This is a genomic window from Mycobacterium arosiense ATCC BAA-1401 = DSM 45069 (genome assembly GCF_002086125.1).
In the GTDB taxonomy this organism is placed as follows: domain Bacteria; phylum Actinomycetota; class Actinomycetes; order Mycobacteriales; family Mycobacteriaceae; genus Mycobacterium; species Mycobacterium arosiense.
On the sequence record NZ_MVHG01000002.1, the window covers coordinates 165,868 to 178,465 of the forward strand.

General features: G+C 69.3%; 11 protein-coding genes and 1 riboswitch. Of the genes, 2 read left to right on the forward strand and 9 right to left on the reverse strand.

Annotation, left to right across the window (positions count from 1 at the left end; all coding sequences use genetic code 11):
* Positions 1 to 2 precede the first annotated feature (2 nt).
* Positions 3 to 761, forward strand: a complete 759-nt coding sequence (locus BST14_RS01720; protein ID WP_083062863.1) for a methyltransferase domain-containing protein — start codon at positions 3 to 5, stop codon at positions 759 to 761.
* A gap of 1 nt (position 762) precedes the next feature.
* Here the strand turns inward: BST14_RS01720 and BST14_RS01725 are convergent, their stop codons facing one another.
* Together BST14_RS01725 and lspA are read right to left on the reverse strand one after the other, a co-directional pair.
* Positions 763 to 1,689: an RluA family pseudouridine synthase gene (locus BST14_RS01725; protein WP_083062864.1), complete on the reverse strand. Its 927-nt coding sequence runs from the start codon at positions 1,687 to 1,689 to the stop codon at positions 763 to 765.
* The gene (lspA, locus tag BST14_RS01730; protein ID WP_083062865.1) at positions 1,682 to 2,332 is read right to left on the reverse strand and encodes a signal peptidase II; all 651 of its coding nucleotides are present in this window, start codon (positions 2,330 to 2,332) and stop codon (positions 1,682 to 1,684) included. The genes BST14_RS01725 and lspA overlap by 8 nt, the downstream gene beginning before the upstream one ends.
* Positions 2,333 to 2,378: 46 nt before the next feature.
* On the opposite strand from lspA, the gene BST14_RS01735 reads away from it, so the two are divergent.
* On the forward strand, positions 2,379 to 3,335 hold the full coding sequence (locus BST14_RS01735) for an asparaginase (protein WP_083062866.1): 957 nt from the start codon (positions 2,379 to 2,381) through the stop codon (positions 3,333 to 3,335).
* Here the strand turns inward: BST14_RS01735 and BST14_RS01740 are convergent.
* From BST14_RS01740 to BST14_RS01770, 7 genes are all read right to left on the reverse strand, one after another.
* Positions 3,300 to 4,709, reverse strand: a complete 1,410-nt coding sequence (locus BST14_RS01740; RefSeq protein WP_083062867.1) for a DNA polymerase IV — start codon at positions 4,707 to 4,709, stop codon at positions 3,300 to 3,302. The genes BST14_RS01735 and BST14_RS01740 overlap by 36 nt on opposite strands.
* Positions 4,710 to 4,788: 79 nt before the next feature.
* Positions 4,789 to 5,652, reverse strand: a complete 864-nt coding sequence (locus tag BST14_RS01745) for a PDDEXK-like endonuclease domain-containing protein (RefSeq protein ID WP_083062868.1) — start codon at positions 5,650 to 5,652, stop codon at positions 4,789 to 4,791.
* A 96-nt stretch (positions 5,653 to 5,748) separates the two neighbouring features.
* On the reverse strand, positions 5,749 to 8,859 hold the full coding sequence (gene ileS / locus BST14_RS01750; protein ID WP_083062895.1) for an isoleucine--tRNA ligase: 3,111 nt from the start codon (positions 8,857 to 8,859) through the stop codon (positions 5,749 to 5,751).
* Positions 8,860 to 9,216: 357 nt separating this feature from the next.
* Complete coding sequence (locus BST14_RS01755) at positions 9,217 to 9,468, reverse strand: Rv1535 family protein (RefSeq protein ID WP_083062896.1); 252 nt, start codon at positions 9,466 to 9,468, stop codon at positions 9,217 to 9,219.
* Between the two features lie 284 nt (positions 9,469 to 9,752).
* A riboswitch (M-box (ykoK) riboswitch) is annotated at positions 9,753 to 9,938 on the reverse strand.
* 159 nt (positions 9,939 to 10,097) lie between these two features.
* Entirely contained in the window at positions 10,098 to 11,222 is a 1,125-nt protein-coding gene (locus BST14_RS01760; RefSeq protein WP_083062869.1) for an NAD(P)H-dependent flavin oxidoreductase, read from the reverse strand.
* Positions 11,223 to 11,297: 75 nt separating this feature from the next.
* Positions 11,298 to 11,867, reverse strand: a complete 570-nt coding sequence (locus BST14_RS01765) for a carboxymuconolactone decarboxylase family protein (protein ID WP_083062870.1) — start codon at positions 11,865 to 11,867, stop codon at positions 11,298 to 11,300.
* A 74-nt stretch (positions 11,868 to 11,941) separates the two neighbouring features.
* Positions 11,942 to 12,343, reverse strand: coding sequence for a VOC family protein (locus BST14_RS01770; protein ID WP_083062871.1), 402 nt, complete (start codon positions 12,341 to 12,343; stop codon positions 11,942 to 11,944).
* Positions 12,344 to 12,598: the final 255 nt, after the last annotated feature.

Below are 12,598 nucleotides of genomic sequence, written 5' to 3' on the forward strand. Positions count from 1 at the left end.
GCATGCGGCGCACATTTGACGACCTGATCGCCGAGGCGAACGCAGCCCCGGTCGAGGGCTGGGAATTTTCGTGGCTGGACGGCCGGGCCACCGAGGAGCGCCCGTCGTGGGGCTACCAGCGGCTGTTACGGGAGCGGTTGGCGACGGTGTCGGCCGCGTTGGACATTCACACCGGCGGCGGTGAGGTGCTGTCCGGCGCGGGACCGTTCCCGCCCACCATGGCGGCCATCGAGACGTGGCCCCCGAACGCGGCGCTGGCTACCCGGCGGCTGCATCCGCTCGGCGTGGTGGTGGTCGCGACCCGCGACGAGCCGCCGCTGCCGTTCGGCGACGAGGCGTTCGACCTGGTGACCACGCGCCACCCGATCTCCGTCTGGTGGTCGGAGATCCTGCGCGTGCTGCGCCCGGGCGGCACCTACTTCGCGCAGCACATCGGCCCGGCCACCATGGGCGAGCTGGTCGAGTACTTCATCGGGCCGCAGCCGGAGAAATGGGCCGAGTTCCACCCCGACGCGGTGCGCGCGCAGGCCGAGGCGGCCGGGCTGCAGATCGTCGACATCCGCATGGAGCGGATGCGCGCCGAGTTCTTCGACATCGGTGCCGTCGTGTACTTCCTGCGCAAGGTGATCTGGACGGTGCCCGACTTCAGCGTGCAGCGGTACCGCGACCGGCTGGCCGAACTGCACTGCCGCATCGAATCCGACGGGCCGTTCGTCGGCCACTCCGTGCGGCTGCTCGTCGAGGCCCGCAAGCCGGCGTGAGTCAGCCCTCGTCGCGCAGCACGTCCAGCGCGTGTTGCAGGTCGGGTGGGTAGAGACTGACGATCTCCATCCGCCTGCCATCGGCCGGATGGGCGAACGACAGCGAGCGGGCGTGCAGCCATTGCCGTTCCAGCCCAAGCTTTTTCGCGAGTTTGGGGTCGGCGCTGTAGACGAGGTCGCCGCAGCAGGGGTGATGCAGGGCGGAGAAATGCACCCGGATCTGGTGCGTGCGGCCGGTTTCCAGGTGCACGTCGAGCAGGCTGGCGGCGACGAAGGCCTCCACGGTGTCGTAGTGGGTGAGGCTGTGCCGGCCGTCCTTGGTGACCGCGAACTTCCACTCACCGCCGCGGTGCCGGCCGATCGGCGCGTCGATGGTCCCGCTGGACGGGTCCGGATGTCCTTGCACCAGCGCGTGATAGCGCTTGTCGACGGTGCGCTGCCTGAACGCCCGCTTGAGCAGCGTGTAGGCGCGCTCGGAGATCGCCACCACCATCACCCCCGAGGTGCCGACGTCCAGGCGGTGCACGATGCCCTGCCGCTCGGGCACCCCCGAGGTGGTGATCCGGTAACCGGCGGCGGCCAAACCACCGAGCACGGTCGGGCCGCTCCAACCGACCGACGCGTGCGCGGCCACCGCGGCCGGCTTGTCGACGGCGACGATGTCGTCGTCGGAGTACAGGATCGTCATGCCCTCGATGTCGACCGGCGTGTTCTGCAGCGGCGCCGGCGCTTCGGGTAGGCGCACCTGCAGCCAGGCGCCGCCGGTCAGCCGGTCGGACTTGCCGGCCTGCACGCCGTCGAGCTCGACGCCGCCGTTCTCGGCCAGCGCGGCCGCCGCGCTGCGCGAGAGCCCCAGCAGGCGTGCCAGTCCGGCGTCGACGCGCATGCCCGCCAGTCCCTCCGGGACGGGCATCGAGCGGTCACTCACCCGCGCCGTCTCCGGCGTCGTTTGCGTCCTTGCGCCGGTCGCCGGCGCTGCGCCGGCCGACCGAGTCGAAATCGAACCCGAAGATCGACAGCACCACCAGCAGGATGGCGCCGCCGACCACCGAGGGATCGGCGACGTTGAACACCGGCCACCAGCCGACCGACAGGAAGTCCACGACGTGGCCGCGCAGCGGGCCCGGGGCGCGGAAGAAGCGATCGACCAGGTTGCCCATCGCGCCGCCGAGGATCATGCCCAGGCCCACCGCCCACCAGGGTGACACCAGGCGCCGCCCCATCCAGAAGATGCCGACCACCACCCCGGTCGCGATCAGCGTCAGCACCCAGGTGTAGCCCGTCGCCATCGAGAACGCCGCCCCCGAATTGCGGACCAGGGTCCAGGTGACCGTGTCCCCGATGATCGGCACCGGCTGTCCGGGCGGGAGCAGTTTGACGGCGAGGACCTTGGTGACGATGTCGAGGGCCAGCACGATGGCCGCGATCGACAACAGCAGCCGCAGCCGCCGTGGCGCAGTTTCGGGCGGCGCGACGGTGCCGGGCTCCGCGTCCCGCTCGACCGGGGCGGCTTCACCGGCCTGTTCGGCTGAGGTCACCGGCTCAGTCGAGTTTGTTGGTTCTTCAGGCACTTCCCCATCATCCCCTACCGCCCCACGCAGGCGAGCCATGTCGGCAATGCGCAATGATGCCAGCATGGCCCGCCTCACCGTGATCGCCACCGGGGGCACGATATCCACCGGCACCGGCGCGGACGGGGTGCATCGGCCCTCGTACAGCGGGGCGGACCTGACGGCGCCCTTCTCCGCGGGGCACGACGTCGACGTGGTTGACCTGCTGGCGGTCGACAGCTCGGAGCTGACGCTGGCCGACTGGGACCGGATCCGTGACGCGGTGACCGCCGCCGTCGACGGCGGCGCCGACGGGGTGGTGGTCCTGCACGGCACCGACACCATGGAGGAAAGCGCGCTGTGGCTCGATCTCACCTATGCGGGCCAGGCCCCGGTGGTGCTGACCGGCGCCATGCGCAGCGCCGACGCGCCGGACGCGGACGGCCCGGGTAACGTGCGCGATGCCCTTACCGTGGCGGCCACCCCGGCCGCGCGGGGCCTGGGCGTGCTGGTGTGCTTCGCCGGGCGGGTGCTGCAACCGCTGGGCATGACCAAGGTGGCCACCGACGACCTGAGCGGCTTCACCGCACAGCTGCTCGGCGCCGTCGCCGGTGGCGTGAAGCTGGCCGGCCCCAAGACCCGCCCGCACGTCGGCGAGGTGCGGGCCGGCACCGCGCCGCGCGTCGACATCGTCGCCGCGTACCTGGGCAGCGACGCGGTGGCGCTCGATGCGTGCGTGGCCGCCGGGGCGCGGGCCGTGGTGCTCGAGGCGTTGGGGTCGGGCAACGCCGGGCCGGCAGTCGTCGACGCGGTGCGCCGGCACTGCCGCGACGGGGTGGTGGTCGCGGTGTCCACCCGCGTGCCCGGCGGTCGGGTCGGCGCCAGTTACGGCCCCGGGCATGAGATGGCGGCCGCCGGGGCGGTGCTGGTGCCACGGCTGCGGCCGCCCCAGGCGCGGGTGCTGCTGATGGCCGCGCTGGCCGCGAAGCTACCCCCCGCCGACGTCATCGCCCGGTGGGGCTGACACCGCGTCGGCCTGCAGGCCCCCGACGTAATCGGGCCAATCCAGCGAATCGACCGGGTTCGCGCGCACCAGTTCCCCGGCGTCGGCGGGAAACGTGCGGGCCGGGCCGGGCCCGGAGCTGCGGGTTTCGAACCGCGCGGTGACCACGCCGTGGCCCGCGCCCTGCACCCAGCCGTGCCCGAGGTCGCGGTGCGCCACGTCGTCACCGACCCGCCACCCGGCGGCCTCTGCCGCCTGGGCCCCGGGCCCGTACATCGCCTCGGACGCGGTTTCCACCGACGCTGAATCCTGTTGCGGCGGAGGCACTTCCAAGTCCGGAAACAGCGATTCCTGACGCACGTCGCTCAACCCCGAAAAGCCCACGCCGAGCAGGCGAATGGGCCCGATCTCGCGTGGATCCAGCAGCAGCCGCCGGGCCAGGCCGAGAAGCGCGGCTACCTCGGTGGTGGCATACGGCAGCGTCGCCGACCGCGTCAGCGTGCTCATGTCGGATTTCTTCAGCTTGACCGTGACGGTGCGTGCGCCACGCCCGTCGCGCAGCAGGCGCTGATGGGCGTGTTCGGCGATCGGCTCAATGGCCTCCCGCAACTGCTCCAGGCTGGTCAGGTCGACGGCGAAGGTCGATTCGGAGCTGATCTGCTTGGCTTCGGCGCGCTCGGCGACGGGCCGGTCATCGATGCCGCGGGCCAGCCGGTGCAGCGCCGGCCCGATGGTGGCGCCCAGAATGTTGGCGGCCTCGGCGTCGGTCAACGCGGCCAGCTCGCCGATGGTCTCGATGCCGAGGCGATGCAGCCTGTCCTCGGCGACCGGGCCGATCCCCCACAGCCGGCGCACCGGCAGCCCGCCCAGCAGCAGGCGTTCCTCGGCGCGGCGCACCACCCGGACCCCGTCGGGCTTGGCCAATCCCGAGGCGATCTTCGCGATCTGCTTGCCCGACCCGGCGCCCACCGAGGCGATCAGCCCGGTGTGGTCGCGGACCCGTCGGCGCAGGTCCTCGCAGAACGCCTCGACGTCCTCGGCGGACGCCCCGGCGAGCTGGGCGGGTTCGCCGAATCCCTCGTCGAAGGACAATTGCTCGACGACGGGCACCACGGCGCGGATGGTGTCGAAGACGCGGCGGCTGGCCAGCCCGTACACCACGCCGCGCGGCGGGAGCACCACCGCGCTCACGCCGACCAGCCGGCGGGCCTGATGCATGGGCATGGCCGACCGCGCCCCGAACACCCGCGCCTCGTAGCTGGCCCCCGCCACGACGCCGCGCCCACCCACGCCCCCGACCAGCACCGGGCGTCCGCGCAGCGTCGGGCGGGTGAGTTGCTCGACGGAGGCGAAGAACGCATCCATGTCCAGGTGCAGCACCCACCGCGACTCCACACCTCGGAACCTAGTACCGCGAGACTGTAACCAGCGACCGGCGGTGTCGAGAAACGTGACGACAGTTGCAGTCTCGCGGTCAGGCGGGGCACCCCCTGGCCAGCAGGGCGCTTCGAGCCCGATCCACAACGACGTCGGGCCGGTGACGCAGCAGGTCGGCGCCGACCCGGACCAGGCGCCAGCCCAAGCGCTCCAGTTCGGCCGTGCGCTCGATGTCGTTCGCGCGGATGCGCGGATCCGTCCAGTGTTGCGGGCCGTCGTATTCCACCCCAACGAGCCACTCTTCCCAGCCCATGTCGATCCTGGCCAGCACCGCACCCCAGGCGTTGCGCACGATGATCTGGGTTTGCGGCCTGGGCAAGCCGCCGCGAACCAGCACGAGCCTCGTCCTGGTCTCCTGGGGGGATTCGGCGCCCGCATCGACGAGCGGCAGCGCTCGGCGCAGCTGCTTCATGCCGCGGGCACCGCGGTGGGCCTTCAGCAAGGGGTACACGTCTTTGGCCGCAACGCCCGTGGCTCGGGCCAAGGCGTCGATCCGGATCACCGCGCCCGTCAACCCCGCCGATCGACGACCGACGTCGAATGCGGTGCGGGCGGGTGTCGTGACCGGCACGCCGTCGACCGTCGTCACATCCTCGGGCCGCAGCACGTCGTTTCGGGTGACGATCAACGACGGCGGGCGCGTGCGATTGCACACCAATTCGGCCGGCGCATTGGCATCGATCCACCCGTCCCCGAGAAGCGCCGCCGCGGAGTTGCCTGCCACCACGGCTTCCTTCCCGGACCAGAGCCACGCGGCGATCGCGCGATCGCGGGCGGTCAGTTGGCTGCCGCGCCGTTGGTAGACGTTGCGATAGATCCGGGTGCAGGAGCGTCGAAGCTCGCGTTCCGTCCACGCTCCCGCTCGGACGGCTTCGGTGCCGACGAAGGGTCCTGTACTCACGAGAGCAGGGTGGCACGCCCCTCTGACACCCCCGCGAGACTGCAACTACCGACAGCGCTTCTCGGGAAATGCGTCGTGGAATACAGTTTCGCGGAATCAGGCCTTGGCGATGCTCACCCGCACGCCGTCGCCGATGGCGACGGCGCCTGCCGGATCGCCGAATTCGAAACTGGTGGCGAGTATCTCCCCCGCGATGAGGTCGCGATGGGTGCGCGCCCAGTCGGCCCGCTCCTCTGGAACCGCCATCACCACCGAAATCCGGTCGGACACATCCAAACCCGTCGACTTGCGCAGCTCTTGCAGTTCGCGGATCCGGTCCTTGGCCCAGCCTTCGGCCTCGAGTTCGGGGGTCACCGTGCCGTCCAACACCACCAGGCCCGCGCCGTTCGGCAGGGCCGCGGTGAATTCCGGGTCGGCGGCGACCAATCGCGAACTGTATTCCTCGGGCTGCAGCACCGCGGGACCCGCGGTCAGGGTGCCGTCGGGATTGACGACCCCCTCGCCCGCCTTGACCGCCTTGATGGCGGCCTGCACGTCCTTGCCCAGCCGCGGCCCGGCCACCCGGGCGTTGACGGTGAGCTCGAAGCGGCCGTAGGTGTCGATCGCGTCGGTCAGCTCGACGCTCTTGACGTTGAGCTCGTCGGCCATGAGGTCGACGAACGGCTCCAGTCGCCGCGGATCATCCACGGCCACCGTTAGTTTCGGCAGCGGCAACCGCACCCGCAGCTTCTTGGCCTTGCGCAGCGAGGACGCGGCCGAGCAGACGTCACGGACCTGGTCCATCGCGGCCACCAGGTCGGGGTCGGCGGGCAGCGCATCGGCGTCGGGCCAATCGGTCAGGTGCACCGACCGGCCCCCGGTCAGGCCGCGCCAGACGATCTCGGTCACCGACGGAAGCAGCGGCGCGGCCAGCCGCGCGGTCACCTCTAGCACGGTGTGCAGGGTGTCGATGGCGTCGACATCCTCTGCCCAGAACCGTGAACGTGACCGCCGCACATACCAGTTCGTCAACGCCTCGGTGAACTGCCGCAGCTGCTCGCAGGCCCGCGAGATGTCGCAGGTGTCCATTTCGTGGGTCAGGCCGTCGCGCAGCTCGGCGAGCTTGGCCAGGATGTAGCGGTCCAGCACCTGCGTCGAATCGGTGCGCCAGGTGCCGACTTTGGGCGCGTAGAGGGCCAGGAAGCTGTAGGCGTTCCACAGCGGCAACAGCACCTGGCGCACGCCTTCGCGGATGCCCTGCTCGGTCACGATGAGGTTCCCGCCGCGCAGGATCGGCGAGGCCATCAGAAACCAGCGCATGGCGTCGGAGCCGTCGCGGTCGAACACCTCGGACACGTCGGGATAGTTGCGCAGCGACTTGCTCATCTTCTGGCCGTCGGAGCCCAGCACGATGCCATGTGCCACACAGGTTTTGAAGGCGGGCCGGTCGAACAGCGCGGTGGCCAGCACGTGCAGGGTGTAGAACCAGCCGCGGGTCTGCCCGATGTACTCGACGATGAAGTCGCCGGGATAGTGGCTGTCGAACCAGTCCGCATTCTCGAACGGGTAATGCACCTGTGCGTACGGCATCGAACCCGAGTCGAACCACACGTCGAGCACGTCGGGGATGCGACGCATCGTGCTGGCCCCGGTCGGGTCGTCCGGGTTGGGCCGGGTCAGCTCGTCGATGAACGGCCGGTGCAGGTTCGTGGGGCGCACCCCGAAGTCGCGTTCGAGTTCGTCGAGGCTGCCGTAGACGTCGATCCTCGGGTAGGCGGGGTCGTCGGACTTCCATACCGGAATCGGGGTGCCCCAGTACCGGTTTCGCGAGATCGACCAGTCGCGCGCACCCTGCAGCCATTTGCCGAACTGGCCGTCCTTGACATGCTCGGGGTACCAGGTGATCTGCTGGTTGAGTTCGACCATGCGGTCCCGGAATTCGGTGACCGCGACGAACCACGACGACACCGCCCGGTAGATCAGCGGATTGCGGCATCGCCAGCAGTGCGGGTAAGGGTGCTCGTAGGTTTCGTGGCGCAGCAGCACCGCCCCGTTGGCCGCGGCCGGTCCGCTGCCGCTCTTCAGGTCGCGGATGATGTGCGGGTTGGCGTCAAAGACGTGCTGCCCCTGGTAATCCGGCACCGTGGCGTCGAAGCGGCCCTTGGAATCGACCGGCGTGACCGGGACGATGCCGACCTGGTCGGTGGTGGCCATGTCGTCCTCGCCGTAGGCCGGCGCCATGTGCACGATGCCGGTGCCGTCCTCGGTGGTGACGAACTCACCGGGCAGCACCGCAAAGGCCTTATCGGTGTCCATGAAATACGGAAACGGCGGCAGGTACCGGGTGCCGAGCAGGTCGGCGCCGCGATGGGTGGAAAGGATCTCGGGTTCATCCCCCAGCTCGCGGGCGTAGGCGGCCAGCCGCGGTTGCGCGAGCACGAAACGCCTGCCCTGCGACCGGACTTCGACGTAGGTCACCTCGGGGTGCACGGCGACGGCGAGGTTGGACGGCAGGGTCCACGGTGTCGTCGTCCACACCAGCAGACGGGCCCCGTCCAGCGGACCGCCGACCACCTTGAACCCCACCGTCAGGGCGGGATCCTGACGGCTCTGGTACACGTCGTCGTCCATCCGCAATTCGTGGTTGGACAGCGGGGTTTCGTCACGCCAGCAATACGGCAACACCCGGTAGCCCTCATAGGCCAGCCCCTTGTCCCAGAGTTGGCTGAACGCCCAGATCACCGACTCCATGTAGGGCAGATCCAGCGTCTTGTAGTCGTTGTCGAAGTCGACCCAGCGCGCCTGACGGGTGACGTAGGCCTGCCACTCGTCGGTGTAGCGCAGCACCGAGGCGCGGCAGGCGCCGTTGAACGCGGCGATGCCCATGTCGTCGATCTGCGATTTGTCGGTGATGCCCAGCTGGCGTTCGACTTCGAGCTCGGCCGGCAGCCCGTGGGTATCCCAGCCGAAGCGGCGCTCCACCTTGTAGCCGCGCATGGTGCGGTACCGCGGGACGATGTCCTTGACGTAGCCGGTGAGCAGGTGACCGTAGTGCGGCAGCCCGTTGGCGAACGGCGGGCCGTCGTAGAACACGTATTCTTCGGCGCCGTCGCGGCGGGCGATGCTGGCGCGGAAGGTGTCGTCGCGGGCCCAGTAGCCGAGCACCTCGAGCTCGAGCGCCGGGAAGTCGGGCGCTTTCGGCTTCGGGTAGCCCTGGACGGACTCCACCGGCGAAGCGCCGAGGTCAGCGTTGTCGGTCACGATGCGCGTTGTCTCCTGTGCCACGGTGCAAACCGGGGACGACGACGCGCTGGCTGCGCGAGCGCCGCGGTACCACCCCGCTTGCCGCGCTTTCGCGTGGCCACTCGATGACGGCTGTGACGGGCCTACCCGTTCGGTTCTACTGAGCCGGTGGCTGTTCTTCCGAAGGCTCCCCGGTGATGGCCGGATCGACGCCAGTAAGACGATTCTACGAAGACCCGCAAATGCGGGTGCACTCCAAGGGGTCGCCGGGTCGCAGAGCTACCTCTGCGACCGAGTGACCCCTTGGAGCCTAAGCTTTTCGACGTCCATCGAAGTTCGGCTTCAGGCCCGGACTTCCAGGACGCCGATGCGCCACAGCGCGGCGTACACGTGCCGCAGCGGCACGCTCAGCAGGCGAGCGGCGCCGTTCACCAGCGGGTCGCCACCGGCGCCGAACAGCGGGGTGTCGGCGCGGCCGCGGGCCTTGGCCACCGGAGCCTGCGCGGGCGCCGCAATGGTGTCGGTGTCGCGCACCACCCTCAGCGTGCGGGCGGGCGCTGCGGTTACCACTTCGTCGTAGAAAGCTGCGGTCATCATCGCCTCCTAGAGGGAGATCCAACGGGGATGGTGGACTGACGTGTCCCGTCCCGTGTTGATTCCGATCTCGAGAACGCTTGGCCGATAACGACTTAGCGTTGCGACGACTCAGGCGAGAAGGTCGCGCCGGAGACCGGATCGGGACGAAACACAGTTCGGACTTCGATCCGGACTATCGCTGGAACGCATGTTGTCCCTCACCTCCTCGCGGTCACGACGCATGCGCGGGTGGCATGCAATCTATGCGCAGCAAAGGAACGAAACCCGACGACCGCCGGAGATCCGCACCCCTCTCGTCAGAGCTTCGGCACCACACGACGTGTCCTGGCCCGGGAAAACAATCCGAGCCGGAAGCCACCTGGGCTCAACCCTTAAGCCGGGAGGAGCTGTCCTGACCCGGGGCGTCTTTCGACGTTCGGGGTCAGTGGCCTGTATTCGTGTAGACGCCTCACCTAACGAGGTGCATACCCGACCGATAATGCACCACGGGTGTGACGCGGTCAAATCCCTGGATGCCGTGTCCGAGGTTCTGTACGGATTCCTGCGGCCGGCACACAGCATCCGGTCAGGTTCACCGCGTTGAGCTGGGCCTACGCCGCCGCGAATGCTCGCAGCAACGCGCCGGGTCAGTTCTCGACCAGGCCCTCGAGCCGGCCGATCGTGTCGATGAACTCCTCGACCATGTCGAGCACCACCGAGCGCGTCGGGCGGACCCGGTCGAGCGATCCCACCACCTGCCCGACGAAGTAGGTGGCCAGCTCGCGCGCCTTGGCGCCCTCGTGGGCGGCGGCGGAGTTGATGCGCACCTGCGGCTCGGTGATCAGCACGGTCTGCAGGGGCATGCCCAGCGGGTCGGGGTTTTCCGGCCGCTCCCACTCGTCGGTCCACGCGGTGCGCAGCATCCGCGCCGGCTTACCCGTCATCGAGCGCGACCGGACGGTGTCCGACGAGCTGGCGGCCAGGAATTTCTCCTTGACCACCGGCACGGTCTCGGCCTCTTCGGTGGTCAGCCACACCGAGCCGCACCACACGCCCTCGGCGCCCAGGGCCAGCGCCGCCGCGATCTGGCGACCGCGGGCGATCCCGCCGGCGGCCAGGACGGGCACCGGCGCCACGGCATCGACGACCTCGGGCACCAGGACCATGGTCGCGACCTCGCCGGTGTGACCGCCGGCCTCGGTGCCTTGCGCGACGATCAGGTCGACGCCCGCGGCGGCGTGCCGTTGCGCGTGCCGGGTGGTCCCGGCCAGCGCGGCCACCAGCACGTCCCGGTCGTGTGCGCGCTGGACGAGGTCCGCCGGGGGTGGGCCGAGCGCGCTGGCGATCAGCCGGATGTTGTGGGAGAAGGCTACGTCGAGCAGCGGCTCGTAGGTCTTGGGCGAGATGTTCAGGCCGCCCAGGGAGCCGCGCGGCTCCGCGGCGGCCGCGGTGACTCCGTAGCGCGCCAGCAGGTCGTCGACGAAGGCGCGGTGTTCCTCGGGCAGCAGGGTGCGGGCCTGGCTGGTGTCGATGCCGCCCTGCTCGGCACCGACGTATTTGGGCGGCAACAGCAGGTCGACCCCGTAGGGCTTGCCGCCCGTCTGCTCCTCGATCCAGGTCAGCTCGCTCTGCAGGCGCTGGGGGCTGTGCGCCGTGGCGCCCAGAATCCCGAAGCCCCCCGCATTGGTCACCGCGGCCACCACGTCGCGGCAGTGGCTGAACGCGCAGATCGGGAATTCGACTCCGAGCATCTCGGCGACCCTGGTCCTCATTGCCCGACGCTAAGAGTTATCGACTGCGAAGTCAATCAACCACGGCGCGTGGGCAACTCGGCTGGCGCGCCGGCGCTAAGACCGGGGCGACCGGCCGTCCGGCGGCCAGCTGGACACACCCTCTTCCAGCGGCACCTCCAGACTCTGCAAAATTGACGCGACCATCCGCCAGGCGCCGATGACCGTCACAAGTTCAACGAGAACCGTTGTGTCACCGGCGAATTCGCGTTCACATGCCGCCCAGTTCGCGGCGCTCACCGCCCCGTCGCGCACCACGTCGTCGGTGGCCGCCAGCACGGCCCGCTCGACGACCCCGAACCCGGCGTAATTCTGCCAATCCCGCACGCCCAGCAGATCATCGGCCGGCACGCCGAGCCGCGAAGCGACGCGCCAGTGCTGGGTCCATTCGTAATCGCAGCCGGTGAGCCAGCCGATCCGCATGATCACCAACTCGCGCAACCGCGAATCGAGGACGCCGTGCCAGAGCATGGTGGCGAGCAAGTCGTTGATGCCGCGCGCCAGCGGCGGATGGTTGAGCAGCACCTGAAAAATACTGAGTTCGGCCATGTAGTTGGGGACGGCCGCCTCGTCGGCTGCGGCCTTGGCTTCGTCGAGTGGCAGTTGAGGCAGGCGCGCTGTTGTCATCGGATGAGCACTCCTCCGGCGGGCGTGACGTCGCGTTCTACCGTCATGGTAGCCAGCCGAGGGGGTTTCGGTGATCAGCTCGGCATGGGTTCGCCGACGTAGTCGCCGAAGGACCACAAGTTGCCTTCGGGATCGCGGACGGCGAATTCGGTTGCGCCGTAATCGGTTTTGGCGAGTGGGCGAATGATTTCCGCCCCGTGTGACAGCACCCGTTCGTAGAGGGCAGCGGGATCGCCGGTGACGATGTAGCCGCCGGCGGTTCCCGGTTCACGCGACCAGTCCGCGCCGGCTTTGTGGCTGCCCAGCATGATCCCGCCGCTGCCTTCCGGCCAATTCAGTTGGGCGTGATCGACCCTGTCGCCGTCACCGTATCGGGCCGCGACGACGAAACCGAACGTGTCGACGTAGTAGTCGATGAGCTTGCCAGCGTTATGTGCTTGCAGCGTCAACCAGACAGTCGGATTCGAAGTAGTCATGGTTCCATGGTGAACCCAACGAGGGTCCCCCGTCTTGTATCTCTTAGGTGGCACGACATACGTGAGGAGCCGCTGACCCGGCCGGGCCCGAATGTCGGCCAGGTCAGCGGCTCCGGTCACATAGACCAGACACTTCCGCTCCCGCAGACGCTCGACCGAGAGTCTCGTCCGCTTCTGACTTCACCCAGCCCTGGCCGCGTGGCGCTCTCCGCTGTGCGTGGGGCAGTAATACCGATCACCGTCGATGACGGTCCA

Excerpts from the sequence above, each read along its gene's own strand:
- BST14_RS01720 (WP_083062863.1), top strand. The coding sequence starts at position 3 with ATGCGGCGCACATTTGACGACCTGATCGCCGAGGCGAACGCAGCCCCG.
- BST14_RS01735 (WP_083062866.1), top strand. The coding sequence starts at position 2,379 with ATGCGCAATGATGCCAGCATGGCCCGCCTCACCGTGATCGCCACCGGG.
- BST14_RS01755 (WP_083062896.1), bottom strand. The coding sequence starts at position 9,468 with ATGACCGCAGCTTTCTACGACGAAGTGGTAACCGCAGCGCCCGCCCGC.
- BST14_RS01760 (WP_083062869.1), bottom strand. The coding sequence starts at position 11,222 with ATGAGGACCAGGGTCGCCGAGATGCTCGGAGTCGAATTCCCGATCTGC.
- BST14_RS01765 (WP_083062870.1), bottom strand. The coding sequence starts at position 11,867 with ATGACAACAGCGCGCCTGCCTCAACTGCCACTCGACGAAGCCAAGGCC.
- BST14_RS01770 (WP_083062871.1), bottom strand. The coding sequence starts at position 12,343 with ATGACTACTTCGAATCCGACTGTCTGGTTGACGCTGCAAGCACATAAC.